The 17,391-nt window shown below is 65.8% G+C and carries 17 protein-coding genes; 2 read left to right on the plus strand and 15 right to left on the minus strand.

The window, feature by feature from the left end; genetic code table 11:
* Nucleotides 1-24 precede the first annotated feature (24 nt).
* From J4P02_RS16450 to J4P02_RS16515, 14 genes are all read right to left on the minus strand, one after another.
* The gene (locus J4P02_RS16450; protein ID WP_426192070.1) at nucleotides 25-1,944 is read right to left on the minus strand and encodes an ankyrin repeat domain-containing protein; all 1,920 of its coding nucleotides are present in this window, start codon (nucleotides 1,942-1,944) and stop codon (nucleotides 25-27) included.
* A gap of 197 nt (nucleotides 1,945-2,141) precedes the next feature.
* Nucleotides 2,142-3,134: an AraC family transcriptional regulator gene (locus tag J4P02_RS16455; RefSeq protein WP_426192072.1), complete on the minus strand. Its 993-nt coding sequence runs from the start codon at nucleotides 3,132-3,134 to the stop codon at nucleotides 2,142-2,144.
* A 277-nt stretch (nucleotides 3,135-3,411) separates the two neighbouring features.
* Nucleotides 3,412-4,413 (minus strand): asparaginase, encoded by a 1,002-nt coding sequence (locus tag J4P02_RS16460; protein WP_426192074.1) that lies wholly within the window; start codon nucleotides 4,411-4,413, stop codon nucleotides 3,412-3,414.
* A 104-nt stretch (nucleotides 4,414-4,517) separates the two neighbouring features.
* A complete protein-coding gene (locus J4P02_RS16465) occupies nucleotides 4,518-5,957 on the minus strand; it encodes an alanine/glycine:cation symporter family protein (protein ID WP_426192076.1) in 1,440 nt (479 codons plus the stop codon).
* Between the two features lie 398 nt (nucleotides 5,958-6,355).
* The gene (locus J4P02_RS16470; protein WP_426192078.1) at nucleotides 6,356-7,372 is read right to left on the minus strand and encodes a Rieske 2Fe-2S domain-containing protein; all 1,017 of its coding nucleotides are present in this window, start codon (nucleotides 7,370-7,372) and stop codon (nucleotides 6,356-6,358) included.
* Nucleotides 7,369-8,508 (minus strand): hypothetical protein, encoded by a 1,140-nt coding sequence (locus J4P02_RS16475; protein WP_426192080.1) that lies wholly within the window; start codon nucleotides 8,506-8,508, stop codon nucleotides 7,369-7,371. The genes J4P02_RS16470 and J4P02_RS16475 overlap by 4 nt, the downstream gene beginning before the upstream one ends.
* Nucleotides 8,505-9,668 (minus strand): ATP-grasp domain-containing protein, encoded by a 1,164-nt coding sequence (locus J4P02_RS16480; protein WP_426192082.1) that lies wholly within the window; start codon nucleotides 9,666-9,668, stop codon nucleotides 8,505-8,507. Before J4P02_RS16480 ends, J4P02_RS16475 begins: the two co-directional genes overlap by 4 nt.
* On the minus strand, nucleotides 9,656-11,014 hold the full coding sequence (locus tag J4P02_RS16485) for a F390 synthetase-related protein (protein ID WP_426192084.1): 1,359 nt from the start codon (nucleotides 11,012-11,014) through the stop codon (nucleotides 9,656-9,658). Before J4P02_RS16485 ends, J4P02_RS16480 begins: the two co-directional genes overlap by 13 nt.
* Nucleotides 11,004-11,858, minus strand: coding sequence for an MBL fold metallo-hydrolase (locus J4P02_RS16490; protein WP_426192086.1), 855 nt, complete (start codon nucleotides 11,856-11,858; stop codon nucleotides 11,004-11,006). The genes J4P02_RS16485 and J4P02_RS16490 overlap by 11 nt, the downstream gene beginning before the upstream one ends.
* Nucleotides 11,855-12,862: an NAD-dependent epimerase/dehydratase family protein gene (locus tag J4P02_RS16495; protein ID WP_426192088.1), complete on the minus strand. Its 1,008-nt coding sequence runs from the start codon at nucleotides 12,860-12,862 to the stop codon at nucleotides 11,855-11,857. Before J4P02_RS16495 ends, J4P02_RS16490 begins: the two co-directional genes overlap by 4 nt.
* Nucleotides 12,862-13,881, minus strand: a complete 1,020-nt coding sequence (locus J4P02_RS16500) for a beta-ketoacyl-ACP synthase 3 (protein ID WP_426192090.1) — start codon at nucleotides 13,879-13,881, stop codon at nucleotides 12,862-12,864. The genes J4P02_RS16495 and J4P02_RS16500 overlap by 1 nt, the downstream gene beginning before the upstream one ends.
* A gap of 43 nt (nucleotides 13,882-13,924) precedes the next feature.
* Nucleotides 13,925-14,584 (minus strand): hypothetical protein, encoded by a 660-nt coding sequence (locus J4P02_RS16505; protein WP_426192092.1) that lies wholly within the window; start codon nucleotides 14,582-14,584, stop codon nucleotides 13,925-13,927.
* 88 nt (nucleotides 14,585-14,672) lie between these two features.
* Nucleotides 14,673-15,398 carry a hypothetical protein gene (locus J4P02_RS16510; protein ID WP_426192094.1) on the minus strand — a complete coding sequence of 242 codons (726 nt, stop codon included), beginning with the start codon at nucleotides 15,396-15,398 and terminating at the stop codon, nucleotides 14,673-14,675.
* A 203-nt stretch (nucleotides 15,399-15,601) separates the two neighbouring features.
* Nucleotides 15,602-15,955: a DUF6124 family protein gene (locus J4P02_RS16515; RefSeq protein WP_426192096.1), complete on the minus strand. Its 354-nt coding sequence runs from the start codon at nucleotides 15,953-15,955 to the stop codon at nucleotides 15,602-15,604.
* A 608-nt stretch (nucleotides 15,956-16,563) separates the two neighbouring features.
* On the opposite strand from J4P02_RS16515, the gene J4P02_RS16520 reads away from it, so the two are divergent.
* Both J4P02_RS16520 and J4P02_RS16525 read left to right on the plus strand, forming a co-directional pair.
* Nucleotides 16,564-16,812, plus strand: a complete 249-nt coding sequence (locus J4P02_RS16520) for a type II toxin-antitoxin system prevent-host-death family antitoxin (RefSeq protein WP_426192098.1) — start codon at nucleotides 16,564-16,566, stop codon at nucleotides 16,810-16,812.
* 14 nt (nucleotides 16,813-16,826) lie between these two features.
* A complete protein-coding gene (locus J4P02_RS16525) occupies nucleotides 16,827-17,171 on the plus strand; it encodes a type II toxin-antitoxin system RelE/ParE family toxin (RefSeq protein ID WP_426192100.1) in 345 nt (114 codons plus the stop codon).
* Nucleotides 17,172-17,276: 105 nt separating this feature from the next.
* Here J4P02_RS16525 and J4P02_RS16530 read toward each other — a convergent pair.
* The coding region (locus J4P02_RS16530; protein ID WP_143497295.1) for a transposase at nucleotides 17,277-17,391 on the minus strand (115 nt) is incomplete at its 5' end.

A 17,391-nucleotide genomic window follows, 5' to 3' on the forward strand; every position in this document is an offset into this window, starting at 1 on the left:
GCGCAGCGGGTTCGGCGTCACGCCTCAAAGTCGAAACGCGGTGGGCGCCGGCACCCCATAGCCTTGCAGCACCTTGAGCATATCGTCGCGCTTGCGGCGGGCGAGGATCTCCAGCAGCCAGGTGTAGCCGTTGTTCCCGCAGTAGCGGCCGACGTTGGGATCGGCGCCTTTTTCCAGCAGCAGGGTGAACATCTCCAGGCTCTCTTGCTGGCTGACCCAGGGCTTGATGACGTCGGGGGAGCCCTGTTCGGCGACGATCATCAGCAGGCTTTGGCGAATGGGCTGCTTGTCGCAAAAGTCGCGGCCATAGCTCAGGTTGAGGTTGGCACCGGCCGCCACCAGTTGCCGGGCAGCGGCGTAGTTGCCGCCCCTTAGCGCCAGGAACAGTGCCGTCTCGGCGTCCGGTCCGCTGCGCTTATTAAGGTTCTGCGGGTGCTGCAGCAGCCAGTTGAAGCGCTCGATGTCGTCGCGATTCTTGGCCATTTCCTGGAGTGCGGTGCCGCCCCGGGCATCCTGCTCGTCGATGGCGGCGCCGGCCTGCAGCAGGAAATTCAGGCGTGTGGCCTGCTTCAGGTCCGGGTTGTCCCTGAGGTCGCGACGCATGGCCAGCACCACCTGGGTGCTGCCGTTGTACTGGCCGCCGGGGCGGGCACCATGGGCCAGCAGCAGCCGGGCGATGCCCAGGTTGGGGGTGTCCAGTGCATGCAGCAGCGCCGGGCGACCATCGTCGGCGATGACGTCGCCGCGCAGGCCGTTCTGCAGCAGGCGCCGGACTTCGGCCTCGTCGCCGGCATCCACCGCTGCCACCAGCGGCCAGGAACCCTGGCAGGCCTGCTCGCTGGCAGCTTCCAGGCCCAGGCGTTGGCTCACCCTGGCGGGCACCCCGAGCTGGCGTTGCAGGCGCAGCCCGCAGTACAGCCGATAGTTCTCCATGGCCCGCCCCAGGTGCACGGAATTCATCGGCTCCTTTTCGTACAGGCGCCAGTCCAGGTCCGCCAGATTCAGGTAGGTGGGCATGCGTTTGGGCTCGCGGCGCAGTACGTACGCCAGCCAGGGCCGTGCGCTCTGCAGCTGGCCGGCTTCGGTGGCCCAATAGGCGATGTCGTTGAGCAGGCCGGGGTAGGTACTCCGCTCGGGGGCGATAGCGCGAAAGTCATGGCGGGTGAAGAACGCTTCCACCCGGGCGATCCCTGGGGCCTTGTCCTTGGCACTGCGCAATTGCCCGTGCAACTGGCGGAACTCTGTCCAGGCCTGCTCCGCGCTGGGCCCGGGCGCATAGGGCTTGACCGTCAGTTGGCCGGTGCCGGCATCAAAGGGTTCCAGCAACTTCGGATACTTCTGCAGGGCCTTGAGCCATTGCTGCTGGAGCTCGGGGCTGATCGGTTGCTGGGGGGTGAAGTCGATCTGTGCCTCGCCCTGGCGATGACCGATGGCCAGCAATGGCCGCAAGGGGTCGCGGCTGTCCACCAGCAGGTAGCGATTGCTCAGCTGCCAGCCCGGGCTCTGGCAGTCGAAGCTGAGTTTGGTCAGGCTCAGGGCGGATTCCAGCTGGTTGCCCTTCGGCCAGTTGTACGTTACCGCGATGGGGCGTTGCTCCGGCTCGCAGGCCTGTAGCTCCTGGGCGTTGAACAGCGGCAGGGGCGGCGATTTGTAGACCCGCTGGCGGTACTGCGCATCCTCATAGGCGTTGAGATAGAACAGCCCGTGGTACTGGCTGAGGATCACCCGCGCTGGCACCTGAGCTAGCCCCGGCAGGGGGAACGGCTCGAGTTGCAGGGTGGCGGTTTCCGGGTCGTCCAGGAGGATGCTGCTCTGCATCTCCCACCAGCGGATCTTCGACAGGTCGAAGGCCTGGGCGGCGGGTGCGCCCGCCAGCAGCGCCAGTGCCAGGTACAGCCCGCGGATGCCAATGCGCCGGGCGATGGCGCCTGTGGGTAAGTTCAACGTTGCAGTCCCTTGCCGGTAGAAAGTTCGGCAATGTAATGCAATCGGCGGTTTTCTGCCGTAATGCCGTTCATCCGAGGGCGAGGGCCTTGGCTGTGTTGGACGGCATAGGCGATGGGTTTGGGGCCGCTTCGCGACCCGGCGGGAGCAAGCTCCCTCGCCACAGGTTGGGTTGGCGCTTAGCTGAACGGCATTTTTCAGGGGCGGAACTGGCTGGGCGCCACGCCGCTCCAGCGGATGAAGGCATGGCGAAAGCTCGCGGTTTCGCTGAAGCCCAGGGCCTCGGCAATCTGGTAGATCGGCAACTGGTCTTCGCAGAGCATCTGCTTGGCCCGCTCGAAGCGCAGCTCATCGAGCAGTTCCTGATAGCTGCAACCCAGGTCCCGCAGGTGGCGGCGCAAGGTGCGGGCCGAGCAGTTCATCTGCTGCGCCAGCCCCTCCAGCCCCGGCGCGGCATCCAGCTGCGCCGCCAGCAACTGGCGGATGCGCCCGAGCCAGGCCTGGCGCCCGGTGAACTCGGTGTTCTGCTTGCGGCAGCGCTCGGCGATGGCCTGGTGGGTGATCACGTCCGCCAGGGGCAGGGGCTGTTCGAGCCAGCGCCGGTCGAAGGCGAAGGCATTGCTGCAAGCGTCGAATTGCAGCGGGCAGTCGAAGGGCTCTTGGTAGCGCTGCTGATAGTCCGGCGCCGGATAGTCGAAGCGCGCCCCGAGCAGCGGCAGCGGGTGCCCCAGCAAGTCGTCGCAGATGACCTTCATCGACACCAGGCAGAACTCGGTATTGAACGCGGCCAGGGCCGGGCTTTCGCGGTAATCGGCGGCGGTCAGCCAGATGCGTGGGCCGTCACTTTGCAGGCTGAGCTGGAAAAGTGTTCCCAACAGCGCCGGATAGTGCAGCGCCAAGCGCAAAGCGTCACCTAAGGTGGCACTGGTGAGCAGCGCGTAGCCGAGCATGCCGTAGGACGACACATGCATGCGCCGCCCCAGTTCCAGGCCGATATCCCGTTGCAGGGCCACCGCGTTGGCGCACACCAGCAGCTCTTGATTGGTGGTGATGCGGGTGTCGGCGCGGCTCAGGTCGGCGGCGTTGATGCCGCTGCCGGCCAGCAGCGCGTCACTGTGCTGGCCCTGTTCCTTGAAGGTGTTGAGCACCAGCGAAACCGCATTGAGGGTGGTGAGGTGCGAGTGCAGCATGCGCAGATTCCAGCCTGGGGAAGACCGGTAAGAGGAGCAAGTTGCATGCCGCCTACCGATGCAGGGGGCTGTAGTGAGGCTACTGCATCGCCCGGCGCGCCACCGATGGCGACGCCGGACAGTGCTGTTTGTGGCGAGGGAGCTGGCTCCCGCCCGGGCGCGCAGCGGCCGTAAAGCCAGCTATCGCGGTGTGTCAGGCATAGGCGGGAAGCCGCTGTTGGGCTGGCTGCGCCATCCAGCGCGAGCAAGCTCGCTCGCCACTAGGGGCGGTTGTGGGTCAGGCCAGTTCGCCGCACAGGTCCAGTTCCACCAGGCGTCGCACCTGGTCGGTGTCCAGCCCGGCGCCCAGCAGGGCATTGAGCTTGCCGAAGGCCGCTTCCCGGGTCATGCCGCCACCGGACAGCACGCCCACGCCACGCAGGCGGCTGCCGGCTTCGTAGATATCCAGCTCCACACCGCCTTCATGGCACTGGGTCACCGCGACCACCACGATGCCTTGCTCCCGAGCGCGCTGCAGGCTGGCCAGGAATGCCGGGTTGTCGCTGGGGCCGGTGCCGCTGCCAAAGCACTCCAGCACCAGGGCCTGGATTCCGCTGGCGAGCACGCCATCCAGCAGTTCGGCGCCGATGCCGGGGAACAGCGGCAGCACGCCGACCTTGGCCAGTTGCTTGGCCTGGCGGTAGTCCAGCGCCGCAGGAATGGCCGAGGCCTTGCTGCCACCGCCATTGCGTTGCAGGGCGGCGAAGGGATGGCGGCCGAAGCTGCGGATCTTCGCGCAACGGGTCGGTGCCAGCAGCTCGCCGTGGAAGTACAGGTGCACCCCCGGCGCCAGGCCTTGGCCCAGGGCCAGCAGCGAGCCGCTGAGGTTTTCCCAGGCGTCGCTGTCGGGCACGCCGGCCGGCAGCATCGAGCCGGTGAACAGCACCCGGGCCGGCAGCCCCAGAAGTTGGAAGCTCATGGCGGCGGCGCTGTAGGCCAGGGTGTCGGTGCCGTGCAGCACCAGCACGCTGTCGCAGCCCTGGTCCACGGCCTCGACCACCGCTGCGCGCAGGCGCTGCCAGTAATCGGGGGTCATGTTGGCGCTGTCGATCAGCGGCGCCATCTCGCGAAAGCGCCAGGCCGGCACCACCAGCTCGGGCTGGCTGGCGAGGTAGTCGCGCATCCGCACGTCGAAACCGGAGGCCGGGGCCAGGCCGTCGGCGCTGGCTTGCATGCCGATGGTGCCACCGGTGTAGAGCACCATGACGTGCTGGGCGGCAGGGTAGGTCGAAGGGTTCATGGGATTCTCCGAAACGCTGAGTTCCTGTGGGAGCGGGCCAGCCCGCTCGCACATTTATCGCACTGTAACCGACGGGCGCAGGGGATGCGCCCGTCGTTCACCCGTCAGCGTTGCGCTGCGGGTACGCCTTGCGGCTCGGCCTGGGCGGTGGCCGCAGGTTCGGCGGGCCAGGCCTTCAGGTCCAGGTCCAGGTCGGCGAACTTGCTCGAGTCGAACACCGGCTGGTCGACGCCGGCGCGGCGCTGCTGGTCGTAGTCGCGCATTACCCGCATGCCGACCTTGAACAGCATGGCCAGGGCTATCAGGTTGACGAAGGCCAGGCAGGTCATGGTGATGTCGGCGAAGGCAAATACGGTCGACAGGTCCTGCATCGAACCCCAGATCACCAGCGCCAGCACCAGGCCGCGGAAAGTCATCAGCGCAGCGCGGTTGCGGGTGAGAAACTGCAGGCTGTTCTCGCCCAGGTAGTAGTTGTAGAGGATGCAGGTGAAGACGAACAGCGACAGCGCGACGCTGACGAACATGCGACCCCAGTCACCCACCACGGCGGCCAGCGAGTTCTGGGTCAGGACGATGCCGTCACCTTCGAAGCCCGGGGTGTAGAAGCCCGACAGCAGGATCAGCAGCGCGGTGCAGGTGCAGATCACGAAGGTGTCGAGGAACACGCTGAAAGCCTGGACCACGCCCTGGGCGCCTGGGTGCTTCACGGCGGCCACGGCGGCGACGTTCGGCGCACTGCCCAGGCCCGCTTCGTTGGCGAACACGCCACGCTTCACGCCCATGACGATGGCGCTGCCGAGCAGGCCGCCGAAGGCCGGGTCGAGGCCGAAGGCGCTCTTGAAGATGGTTTCCAGCATGGCTGGTACCTGTTCGATCTGGGTGCCGATCACGTACAGGGTCACGCCGATATAGGCCAGGGTCTTGATCGGCACCAGCAGGTCGGACACCGAGGCGATGCGCTTGATGCCGCCGATGAAGGTGATGGCCAGCAGCACCGCCAGGACGATACCGGTGTGTTGCGGGTTGAAGTCAAAGGCGTTCTGCAGCGAGTGGGTCACGGTGTAGGACTGCAGGCCGATGAAGGCGAAGCCGTAGGTGACCAGCAGCAGGATCGAGAACACCACCGCCATGCCTTTGAGCTTCAGGCCGTGCTGGATGTAGTAGGCCGGGCCGCCGCGGTACAGGCCGTCGCCGTCGGCGCGCTTGTAGACCTGGGCCAGGGTGCATTCGAAGAAGCTGCTGGACATGCCGACCAGAGCGGTCACCCACATCCAGAACACTGCACCCGGGCCACCCAGGGTCACGGCGATGCCGACGCCGGCGATATTGCCCGCGCCTACGCGGCCGGCGAGGCTGAGCATCAGTGCCTGGAACGAGCTGAGCTGGCCGGCGCTGCCTTTCAGGCTGTCGCGGAACACTGCGAACATATGGAAGAAGTGGCGCAATTGAACGAAACGCGAGCGGATCGTGAAGTAGCTGCCGAGCCCGACGATGAGCACGATCAGTACTTTCCCTGAGAGGAAGTCGTTGATGACTTCGAGCATGGATTATTCCTCGCTGTTTTTTGTGTAGGCAAAAGCAGAGCAGACGGAAACATTCAGTTACACCGCTGATTGCACGCACGGCAAGGCGGTGGGGCGAGCGTTCGTCCCGGTTCTATATTTCGCGGGTTGTTATTAGTTCGGGTTTCCCGTGGGATGGAGCCTCGTTACCGACGACTGCCCACGTGAAGAGGGGGCGCACTATACCGGTGCGCGGGCTCGCCGTCTGCATATAGCGCGTCGAACTGAGGAACGGCAGGCTGGGCGGGGGCTGAATCGGTTCTTGCAATGACGTACTGCAGCCCTGGCGGACAGGGCTTTGCTCCGGCCCTGGCGGGGTTATTTGCAAGGGCCCGTGGGACCCTCCCGCTCGTCGTATTAAGACCTTTCTTAGCCGTCGATTACAGCAGGAATGCTTCGCGACGCTCCTGGAAATCCTGCAGTTCGCCCCGTTCCAGCAACTGCCGAATCCACGGCCCCAGCAGGTCAAGCGAACTGTCCAGAGGGGTGGGCCGATGCCAGCGCAGCGGCACCTGGGCAAAGCGCTGCTGGTTGGCACTGACCTGTTCCAGGATCTGCCGGTCCTGCTTGAGGATCACCTTGAACAAGGGCTGCAGCACTCCGCGCTTGAGCCAGCCCGGCAGGCGGCCCCGGGCCGTGGCGATGCGCGCGAACAACCGCAGCTCGCCGTCGGCGGCCGGGCTCAGCCAGGCGCTGACCAGCAGGTTGAGCCGGCCCTGGCGGTCGCGGTATTCGATTTCCGCCAGCCCCGGCAGGCGGAAGCGGCCCATGCTGATGCCGCGATTGCCTTCCAACAGCCGCGATATCAGCCCGGACTGGGTGCCTTCTTCGCTGTACAGGGCTTCAACCCCGTCTTCCACTTGATGCACCCAGGCGTGAATCCGCTGGCGCTGGCGGTCGTGGCGAATCCAGCCGGCGTGCACGAAGTGGGTGTGGAAACCGTCGAGGAAGTTCTCCGCGGCGTCCTGCAAGCTGCAGTGCACCTGGTCGGTGATCCAGAAGCAATCCAGCGGCTGGGCCTGTTCGGCGGCGGCCACCGGCGGTGCGGCGGGGCGCTCGGCGGCGAGGCTGGCCCACACCAGGCCCTGGGCCTCGCAGCTGTGCAGGGGTTGCAGCAGGGGTTGGCTGCAACGTTGCTGGGTCTGGCCGGGAAGCTGGCTGCAACGGCCCTGGGGATCGAAGCGCCAGCCGTGGTAGGGGCACTGGATCTGCCCGTCGCGCACCTGTCCGGCGCTCAGTGGCGCGAAGCGATGGGGGCAGCGGTCCGGCAGTACGGCGGGGGCGCCCTGGGCATCGCGAAACAGCACCAGCGGCACGTTGTGCAGGGTGCAGGCCAGGGGCTGCTTGTGCAGTTGCCGGCTCAGGGCCACGGGCCACCAGCCCGAGTGACTGTTCACAGTTTGAGTTTCCTCATCAAAGGCACGCCGATTCGTTGCAGCAGCAAGCCCATCAGTTGCCACACCAGGCGCCGCGACCAGGGCAGGTGGGCGACATGGATCAGGCTGTACTCGATCTCTGGTTCACCGCCCCGCAAGCGCTTGAAGGCGGCGGCGCCGGAGCTGAAGTTGAGCACCTGGCGACGGTCCGCCGCCTCTTGCAGGCACAGCCGGGTCAGTTGCCGATACAGGCCGGCGCGCTGGGGCAGGGCGGTGTCGTAGCCAACGATGGGGGTGCTGATCAGCGCGCTGTTGGCGAACCAGCCCAGGGCGCCGTCGATACGGCCTTCAGCGCTGCGCAGGGCGCGCAGTTCGAGCCAGCCTTCGGCCTGGCCGCGTTGCAGCCATTGGGCACTGTAGTGCGGGTTGAGGCGGCTGTACTTATCCAGGTAGAGCAGGTTGTACAGCTGCTCGATGCGCTGGAAGTCGGCCTCGTTCAACTGGTTGCCGGGCACCACCTTATAGGGGCTGCGGCGTAGCAAGGTGGCGTCCAGACGAGTGTTGTGATGGCGCAGGAAGGCTGATTTTTCACCCTCGCGACCGTCGAACAGGTACACCTGGCGGCTGGGAATCGCCAGGTAACCCAGGGCTTGCAGGCGCATTCGCAGTTCGCGGTTGCTGAAGTCGTTGAGGGAACGGAAGCCGAAGCCATGGTCGGGAAAGGTCCGGCGCAGCAGCTCGGTGATCGCCGGCAAATCCGAGCCATCCCAATCGGCCGGGTACAGGTTGGTGGACAGCAGCCAGTTGTTGACCTGCACCAGCCGGTCGACCTTGGCCGCGCTCAGCAGCCGATCGACGCCCTGGGTCAGCAGCTTCAATGGCCACGCCAGCCAGGGCCGGCGCAAACGCTGGAGTTCTTCCCGGGCGTAGCCGCTGTAGGCGGTCTGCGGCGACACCACGTAGCAGTTATCCACAGGGTGGTGGCCGTGGTTGATGCTCACCGGAAACTGCTGTTGGCCGGTATCCAGCAGCGCCAGGGCGGTGCTGACATTGCCGATCAGCGCGCCACCGGCGCAGCTGTGCACGTAGTGCCGGGCGCGGCTGTCACCGGGTTTCGGGGGGGCAAGAGCCAGTTGCTCGGGCAGCAGCAGTTTCATCGCTGGGAGGCTCCCAGGGGCTGGCCGTTCCACTCGATATCGGCGGTGGAAGCGGCCAGCAAGCCGCAACGACGGCTCAGGGCGCGGCCGATGATTTCCGCCAGGCTCAGCACCTGGGCGGTGAGGGGGCCGCGGTCGCCGTCCTGCACTATCACGTCCCGGGCTTGTTGGTAGTGGTGCCAGAACTCGCGGCTCAAGGCCCGTTGCGGCGCAGCCAGAAGCAGCATGGCCAGGGCGATCATCCGCGGCTCCAGGGTGGCCTGCAGGGGCTCGCCGGCCTGGCTGCCGAGCGCCGCCACCAGTTGCACTCGCTGGTCGTCGAACAGGTGCACGCCGCTGGTGGCCCTGGGGTTGCACTCCAGCACATGGAAGCGGCCTTGCCGGTCTTCGATAAAGTCGAAACCCACCTGCCCGGTGTAGCCGGTGGCCGCACCGAACTGTTCAATAAATGCACGGATCGGCGCCGGGGCGCAGCTGTGGAAGTAGATCCCCGAACCGCGCCCGACCCGGTAGCGCGGCTGGTAGCTGCTGTGGGCCCGCAGTTGGCCGTCCACCAGCACGCTGAAGCTGCAGTATTCCTGGCCAGGGACAAATTGCTGGGCCACCCAGGGCGCAGCGTTGCTGGGCTGGACCTTGGCTAGTTGCGCCGGGCTGGGGCGGATCAGGGTCTGGGAAGCGAAGCGCGAATAGGCCGGTTTGAACACCAGGGCATCGTGCTCGGCGCTCAGTGCTTGCAGTGCTTGCAGTGCTTGCGGGCTGTGCAGCACCTGGGTTGGCGGCGCGGCCACGGCCCAGCCCTGGGTCATGGCGGCGAAATCGCCCTTGTGATGCAGGCGGTGCAGCAAGTCGAAATCACTGGTGAACACCCGGCACAAGGGCCGCAGGCGCTCCAGGCCGTGGGCCAGGTAGAACACCTCTTCACAGGTGGGCAGCAGCAGGTCGATGGCCTGTTGGCGGATCACCCCGGCCAGGGCGTCGATCCAGGCATCCGGGTCGTGGCGGGGTTCCGGCAGGCGCACGAAGTGCTCGGCGGCGCGGCTGAAACGGCTCAGGGGCTGGGCCAGGGAGTCGGCCACGGTGACCGTCCAGCCGGCTTGGCGAAAGGCCCGGGCCCATTCCAGGCAGGCCGGGGCGCGGGCGCCGAGAATCAATACACGCATGGCAGTCCCTCGGGTGGTTGCAGCATCAGCAGGCGGCGTCGCTTGCTTTGCGCGGGTGGCGCTTGCCAGTGGCCGAAGCTCAGGCTGGGCGCTTGCAGCCCTTGTTGTGCGCAGAGTTCGGTGAGGGCCTCGGCCAGGCGTTGGCACAGCCCGTGGTAATCGCCCGGCGTACGCAGGTCGACTTGCCACAACAGGCCGCGCTGCTGGATCTGGTATTCCTCCAGTTCCGCTCCCAGCATCAGCAGGGCGCGGCGCAATACATCGGGGTAGAGCGGCGCCGATTCTGGCGCCTGGAGCCTTGGCAGCCAGAGGATCTCGTCGGCGCGACCTTCCACGGCGGCAATGGCCCGTTCTGCGCGGCCACAGGGGCAAGGCGCCGCGGCCACCCGCAGAATATCGTTCAAGCGATAACGCACGATCAGCTGCGTACGCCGGGAAAAGTCGGTGATGATCGGCTGGAAGCGCGTGCGCTGCGGGTCCAGCCATTGCGGTTCGATATGCAGGTGGCTTTCATTCAAATGCAGGGTGCCGGCCTCGCAGCTGTAGCCAAGAAAGCCTTCGCTGGCCTGATAGATCTGCCGGGGCTTCTGGCCGAAGGCTTGCTGCACCAACTCGGCATCGCTGCTTTCCAGCACCTCGGCCACTGAGAGGATGTGCCGCGGGCGAATCGTCAGTTGCCCGGCCAGGGCCGCCTGGGCTAGCCCCCGCAGCACCGTGGCCGGCGCCACCAGCACATCCGGGTTCTGTTGGTTGAGGCGCTCCAAGGCAGCGGCCAGGCCCAGGGTCAGGTCGTGAAAGGCAAAATCGATGCGGCGGCTGGCCAGGGTGGTGTACAGGCGGCTGTTGGCCCGCAGGAAAAATGCGATCCGCAGTGGCGCCAGCCAGGGGCACAGCAAGCGCGGCAGCAGCGCCCGGGGCAGGGTACGCGCCAGCAGGATGCCGGCCCAGCGCTGGCGCTCCGTGCTGCTGACCAGGAACACGCCCTGGGCCCCGGAGGTACCGCTGGACAGGCCCACGGTGATATCCCCCAGGGTTGGGCTGAAGTCCCGGGAACGCTCCGCTTCAAGGGCCACCGGCAGCACCTGCTCCAGGCTCAGGGCGCGGGTGTTGAAGCCGGCGAAGTCGCTCATCAGGGTGCTTTTGTCCATGATCGGCAAGCGTTGCAAGTCGCTGTTGGCCAAGCCCTTGAAACGCTGGCCATGGGGCATGACCCGGGCCATGAAGTGCGCCAGGCGCCGGGCCTGCCAGGCTTCCAGTCGCTGGCGGTTGCGAAAGCGCAGGGCGTAGCGGCTGAACAGGAAGGCGCCAACGCTGCGCAGGGTGCCCACTAGGCGTTCACTGTTCATGGGTGAATGCCTCCCAGGCCTGGGTGCAATGGGACGGCAGCACCGCCACCGCCGGCTCGCGGCGAATCAACTGCCCCAGGCCCCGGTAGGTGCGCACGTACTGCTTAGCGTCGGCGCTGGCAAACCACAGTGCCGGTGCGGCCGGCAGGCGCTCGGCACGGCAGGCCGGCACCGACCAGCAGGCATCGGCCACCAGGAACGCCGGCCGGCCCTGGGCGTCGGGGATGAACAGGCCCAGCTGGCCGGCGCTGTGCCCCGGCAGCGGCACGCCGATCAGGCTGCCATCGCCGAACAGGTCCAGGCCCTGTTCGAAGGGCGCCATCCAGCCCGGCAGGTCACAGCTGGGGCTGGCCTCGGCCAGGCGCAGGCGGGCGCTGAAGTCGTCCGGCAACAGCCCGGGCAGATGACCGCCCAGTGTGGCGCGCCAACGCTGGCCGCGCAGGCTGTCGAGATGCTGGTAATCGGCCTTGAGGGCGATAAAGCGCGCGTTGGCAAAATCCCGCAGGCCGGCAATATGGTCGGCGTGGAAGTGGGAAATGATCACGTAGCGGATATCCGCCGGGCCGATGCCCAGTTCATGCAACTGCGCCCCCAGTTGCTCCGCCACCGGCAGTTGCACCGGCACTGCAGTGCGGTAGAGGCGTTCGGGCAGGGCGCGGGTGGCCTGGAAGAAGTGCTCGGCGTAGCCGGTGTCGTAGAGCATCCAGCCGTGCTCCGGGTGCTGGATCAGCCCGCACAGTGCCGGAAACTGCACCGGCGCCAGGCGCCCGCCACGGTCGGCCATGCACTCCAGGTGCCGGCACCAGCCGGCCCGGAGGATTTTCAAGCGCAGGCTGCGGCTCATAAGGTTCGCCTCTGCTGGGCCAGCCACCATTGGGCGTGCTGGGCGATGCCCTGTTCCTGGCTGATCACCGGGCGATAGCCCAGCTCGCGCTGGATGGCGCTGATGTCCAGGGTTTGGCTGAAAGCCAGGACGCCTGCGCCGTAGCGGGTGATCAAGGGTTCGGCGCCATTGCCCAGGCGCGCCTTGAGCTCCAGCAGGTGCGCCAGGCCGTGCACCAGGGGCCAGGGCAGGCGACGGGTGCGCAGCGGTAGCTGGAAGTGCTCGGCCATCTGTTGCAGCAGGTCCTTGAAGGCCAGGGGCGTGGCGTTGCTCAGGTTGTACAGGCACAGCGCACGGGGCAGGGGCTGGGTCAGGCCCAGCCACACTGCGTGCACCAGGTTGTCGACGCAGGTCAGGTCCAGTTGCGCCTGGCCGCCACGCATCAGTGGGATCGCCCCGCGCTGCATCACCCGCAACAGGCGTGGCATCAGGGTGGCGTCCCAAGGGCCGAATACTGCCCGGGGACGGAGGATCACACATTCCGGCAACTGGGCCTGCGCCAGCAGGGTTTCGGCCTCGGCCTTGCTGCGGGCGTAGTCATTCACCGGCGGCGGCAGCGGCTGGTCTTCGCGGATGCCCAGGCGATCGCTGAAGTTGAAATACAGGCTGGGGGTGGAGATGTGCACCAGCCGCGCAATGGCGTTTTCCCGGCAGGCGTGGATCACCTCGGCGGTGGAATCGAGGTTGGCCCGGACAAAGGCCTGGGGCGAACCCCAGGGCGAGGACAGCGCCGCGCAATGCACCATGGCCTGGTGGCCCCGGGTGGCTGCGGCCAGGGTTTGCCCGGCCTGCGGGCTGCCATGCTCCAGGGGCAGCCAGCGCACCGGTGCCGGGCTGTGGGCGATGACTTCGGCCGCCGCCGCGGGGTTGCGCCCGCTGAACTGCACCTCGCAACCTTCGGCGGCGAGCTTCCACACCAGATGCCGCCCGATAAAGCCGGTGCCGCCCGTAACCAGGATTTTCATCAGTACTCCAGGATCATGCCGCCGAGGGACAGGCCCGCGCCGGTGCCGATCAACATCAGGGTCTGCCCGCGTTGAATGCGCCCGTCGCGCACGGCGATATCCAGGGCCGTGGGCAGGGACGCCGCCACCTGGTTGCCATGCCGGGCAAAGATATCGATCAGTTTCTCCGGCCCCAGGCTCAAGCGCTTGGCCGCATGCTGCATGGCTTGCTGGCTGGCTTGATGGGGGATCACCCAGTCGATGTGCGCAAGAGTCAGCCCGGCCTGTTGCAGCAGGTCTTGCATCAGCTCCGGCAGGTATTTGGCCGCCAGGCGGAACACCCCCTTGCCCTGCATGGCGAAGCTGGTCAGGGGCTCGAACGGCACCTCGATGCGCCGCGGATGAAAGCGCGAACCGCCGGCAGGAATCTGGCACAGCGCGGCGCCTTCGGCGTAGGTCTTGAGGCGCGAAGCGAGGACCTTCTGGCCGCCGTCCCCAGCCCCCAGCACCACCGCCGCCGCGCCGTCGCCGAAGATGCCGCACACTTCCACCTGCTGCCAGTCCAGGCCGCAGGAGGCGATATCGGCGCACACCAGCAGCACGCGCCGGTAATGCCCGGCCTGGATCGGCCACGACAGGGTATCCAGGGCGGCAATAAAGCCCAGGCAACTGGCGTTGATGTCCATGGCCGGAATGCCCGACTGCCCCAGGCCCAGCTCCCGTTGCAGCAGCGCGGCGTTGCAGGGCATGCCCTGGTCCATGGTGCCGCTGGCGCAGACGATCAGGTCCAACTGCCCAAGCTCCAGGCCTGCCGCCTGCAGGGCCTGGCGCGCGGCGCTGGCGCCGAGGCTGGCGGCCGTGTCCGCAGGAGCGGCGACATGGCGCTGGGTCACGCCGCTGATGCGCTTCACGCTGCCGTTTGCCAGGCCCAGTTGGCGGTCCAGCTCGGCGCTGGTGAGCACCTGCTGTGGCAGGGCGTGGCCGCTGCCGAGGATGGCCAGTGCGCGGGCTGGGTGGGAAGAGGGCGCTGATCTGTGCATGCAAATTCCGTTTGTGGGGCGTCGGGGGCGTTGCGAGGTGCGCTCAGTTGGCTGACGGTGCCACTGGGCATTGGCTGAGAAAGGCTTGCAGCCCTTGTTGGTACGTCTCGACCGGCATCAGGTCACTGTGTTTGGCGATGCGACAGGCCAGGCCTTTGCGCGCCATTTCGGCACTGGCCAGGGCATAACAGTCGGCACTTTCCTGCAGTTGGCTGACCTGCGTCCAGGCCAGGTTGCTTTTGCCGCCACGGGCATTGCTCAGGGTGAAGCCCTGTTCGTCGAAGCTCAGGCTGTAGGCACCCTCGGCAGCCTTGAGCGGTGCCCGCAGCCGGGCGGCGATCAGGCGCTGGTTCAACTCGCGCAAGGGCGCGCGGCGTCGGGCCTGGCGCGCGGCGGCAAGGGCTTGGAGGTGGTTGAGCCAGCGCCCGGAATAGCGCCACCAGAGGGGAATGAAAATCAGCCCGCAAATTACCAGGGCGATGATCTTTTCCGGGGTGAAGCGGCGCTCGGGAACGTACAGCGCCAGGGTGCCGCCGATCAGGCACAGCACGAATAGCAAGGGGCCCAGCAGGCGCTTCTGCCAGCGGGCGACGCCGGCCATGATCCGCGCCTGCTGCCGATCATGTTCGAGCATGGCCTGGGGCAGTTTCTCGGCGAGCCGGGCCTCGGTGTGGGCAGGGGTGATGCTGTAGTGCAATTCCATGGGGGCGCAATCCGAGGTCCGTGTTCGGTGAGGGCGGCAGTTTACCGATTTCCGCAGTGCATATAGCAGCGGCTTGTGCAGGGTTGGCTCAGGCAGGGAACTGCTCTATATGCAGCTGCACCCACTGGTACAGGCGCTCATCGAGTTGCGGACGCTGCTGCTTGAAGCCTTCCTGGCAGCTGTTGAACTGCGGGTCCTGATTGATCCGCATGGCCAGCTCGATGGGGCTTTCGCGCTCGGCATGGGTTGCCCGTAGCTGTTGCTGGCGCTGGTCGGCCAGCTCCAGGCTGTGTGCCAGGGCCTCCAGTTGCAGGTGCCTGAGCTGGGCGATGGCCTGGGGCAGGTGAAAGTGCAGGGCGCTGTCGAAGCCTTCCCAGCCTTCGTAGGCCAGCCACTCGTGGAGCACCATGAAGCAGCGCGGTGCTGGCGCCAGCTGTTGCAGGCGTTCGAAATCCAGCCAGTACTGGCGTGGCAGCTGCTCGGCGGTTTCGATGGCCTGGGCGATCAGGTCCAGGGCCTGGCCCGGGTTCCGGTGATGCTGGCGCAGAATGCGCTGGGTCAGGGTGAAGCGCGCTTCTTCTATAGCCTGCAGGGCGCGGCTCAGGTCGTAGCCGGCGTTGTGCAACTGTTCCCGGGCGTGCTCGGGTGGCAGGCCGGATTTATCCGCCAGCACTTGCGTCAGTTCGGTTTTGTAGAGCTCGGCAGCCTGCTGCGGATCACCTGCGCAGCGTTCCAGCAGCGCCTGGGCGTGGCGCAGGCCAATGGGGATCAGGGTACGCAGGTGTTGCAGGGCCTGGGTGTGCGTCGGGTCCATCGACTGGGGTGCCTCGGGGGTGGCTGGCGGTTGGGGGGCGATTATCCACCGATGCAGTAGCCAAGACCGAGCGTTTTATAGGTGGCGAGGGAGCTTGCTCCCGCTGGGTCGCGCAGCGGCCCCAAAAATGGGACTGCTGCGCCCGGGAGCGTCGGCCGGCCCCACGGGAGCAAGCTCCCTCGCCACAGGGGTCTCCCGTCAGGTCAGGGGCCCGGGCGGGCTCCGTCGAGCAGGGCGTCCACCACGGCGCGGGCCATTTCCACGGAATGCACCATGGACCAGATCAGCCCGCGTTCGATGCCGCTGGCGTGTTCGGTGATTTCATCGGACACCTCCTCGGCGCATTTGAGCAGCAGCGAGACGTGCATCAGCGCGTCTTCGGCATTCACCTGAGGTTGTACGGCGAACAGTGCATTGCCCTGGGCGTCGCGCAGGCCAAAGGGGCGGTGGCGGGTGCCGTGCAGGGCGGCCAGCAGGTTGGCGTTGGCGTGGTCCAGTTCCGGGTCGCGGCGCGGACGATCGGTTTGGAACGGTGGATCGGGGACGAGCTTTTTCATGAGACTGGTTCCTTTAGCGTTTAAGAAACCGCCGGATCTCACTTCCACATGAGAGGGTGGCAGCCGTGCGCAGGTGTGGAAGACCGGGCTAAAGGAACCGGCGCACCCGAGGGTGCCCTACGCACAGCCGCCATAAATCGAGTTCACCCGAGCCGTATCGGCAAGGGTGTTCGAGTGAGACGACTGCACGTCCTCTATCCCAGACTTCCACATCCGGGCCGCTGATTTTGCAGCGACCCAGGGAGACTGCCTGATGGATCCAAGGGGTACAAGGCGCTCAAAGGCGTTAGGGATTCTCTCGGATTTACCCTACAAAACAAAGAGACTCTGCTTCGCCGCGGGGCGGCATCGCCTTACAAATCCGCGCTTTTCTCCAGGCAAATAACGGCACTCCGGTCGAGCAAATGAGCAGAGAAATGATTTGATATTTAATGAAATCAGGATTCGATGTTCGGTCTATATTTGGGCTGAATATAGTGTAGGGTTCCAACCGGCAGGATGATTGCGATCTTGCATATTCAGCGTCAGGAATCCTGAGCGGCGAAGTCGCACAGGATCAGTTCGTAGCAGGGCGGCGAGCAAGCCGCCAATTGTAGGAGGTTTCACTCATGCGAGTTGAAACGGTCAGCTTTTTAAAACGACACGCATCCGACCTGCCTTTAGAGGAGCCAATGGTCGTCACGCAAAACGGTGTGCCTGTTTACGTTGTCGAGTCTTACGTGGAGCGTAAGCGTCGCGACGAGGCAGTGGCGTTGGTGAAATTGCTCGCAGTCAGTTCGCGCGAGTACGCCCAAGGCAAGCATTGTTCGACTGATGAGCTGAAGGCCCGCTTGAGCAGGAGGTTTGCCCACAAATAAAAAGGGTGGGTTAGATGTCGACTCTGACAATCCGCTACACCGAAATCGCACAGCAAAGCATCGAAGACCAGATTGTGCATCTGGCCGACTATAGCGACCTTAAGTCCGCCTTTGAGCGGCTGGACGCTGTGATTGACGCTCTTCAGGACAAGCTCTTGTCCGCCCCGTTAGGCTACCCCGTCAGCCCTCAAGCAAGCGACCTGGGCATCCTGCATTACCGTGAGCTCAACACCGATGGATACCGGGTGTTCTACGAAATCGTAGACGCGGATCAGGCGATCGTGATTGGGCTGGTGCTGCGGGATAAGCAAAGCGTCGAGCAGGCACTTGTTCGTTACTGTCTGCTGCATATCGATTAACGATTGTTAATGAGTCTTCCGATCTGGACGCGTTCGCCGGCGCTGAAAAACAGGCGGTCTTGTTTCTGGGTTCCCGGGACTCCGTGAGGAGGCAAAAAAGGTTCTTCACGGATTACCGGGAAAGACGCTCTTGATCTTCATAAAAAAGAATTCGCTATCCCGGTAACCGTACGCCATCCGTTTGATGACCTTTATTCGATTGTTTATCCCTTCCAGTTGC

Source organism: Pseudomonas sp. NFXW11 (assembly GCF_049887815.1).
In the GTDB taxonomy this organism is placed as follows: domain Bacteria; phylum Pseudomonadota; class Gammaproteobacteria; order Pseudomonadales; family Pseudomonadaceae; genus Aquipseudomonas.

Coding starts and splice junctions, on each gene's coding strand:
- J4P02_RS16455 (WP_426192072.1), bottom strand. CDS start 3,134: ATGCTGCACTCGCACCTCACCACCCTCAATGCGGTTTCGCTGGTGCTC.
- J4P02_RS16460 (WP_426192074.1), bottom strand. CDS start 4,413: ATGAACCCTTCGACCTACCCTGCCGCCCAGCACGTCATGGTGCTCTAC.
- J4P02_RS16465 (WP_426192076.1), bottom strand. CDS start 5,957: ATGCTCGAAGTCATCAACGACTTCCTCTCAGGGAAAGTACTGATCGTG.
- J4P02_RS16475 (WP_426192080.1), bottom strand. CDS start 8,508: ATGAAACTGCTGCTGCCCGAGCAACTGGCTCTTGCCCCCCCGAAACCC.
- J4P02_RS16480 (WP_426192082.1), bottom strand. CDS start 9,668: ATGCGTGTATTGATTCTCGGCGCCCGCGCCCCGGCCTGCCTGGAATGG.
- J4P02_RS16485 (WP_426192084.1), bottom strand. CDS start 11,014: ATGAACAGTGAACGCCTAGTGGGCACCCTGCGCAGCGTTGGCGCCTTC.
- J4P02_RS16490 (WP_426192086.1), bottom strand. CDS start 11,858: ATGAGCCGCAGCCTGCGCTTGAAAATCCTCCGGGCCGGCTGGTGCCGG.
- J4P02_RS16495 (WP_426192088.1), bottom strand. CDS start 12,862: ATGAAAATCCTGGTTACGGGCGGCACCGGCTTTATCGGGCGGCATCTG.
- J4P02_RS16500 (WP_426192090.1), bottom strand. CDS start 13,881: ATGCACAGATCAGCGCCCTCTTCCCACCCAGCCCGCGCACTGGCCATC.
- J4P02_RS16505 (WP_426192092.1), bottom strand. CDS start 14,584: ATGGAATTGCACTACAGCATCACCCCTGCCCACACCGAGGCCCGGCTC.
- J4P02_RS16510 (WP_426192094.1), bottom strand. CDS start 15,398: ATGGACCCGACGCACACCCAGGCCCTGCAACACCTGCGTACCCTGATC.
- J4P02_RS16515 (WP_426192096.1), bottom strand. CDS start 15,955: ATGAAAAAGCTCGTCCCCGATCCACCGTTCCAAACCGATCGTCCGCGC.
- J4P02_RS16520 (WP_426192098.1), top strand. CDS start 16,564: ATGCGAGTTGAAACGGTCAGCTTTTTAAAACGACACGCATCCGACCTG.
- J4P02_RS16525 (WP_426192100.1), top strand. CDS start 16,827: ATGTCGACTCTGACAATCCGCTACACCGAAATCGCACAGCAAAGCATC.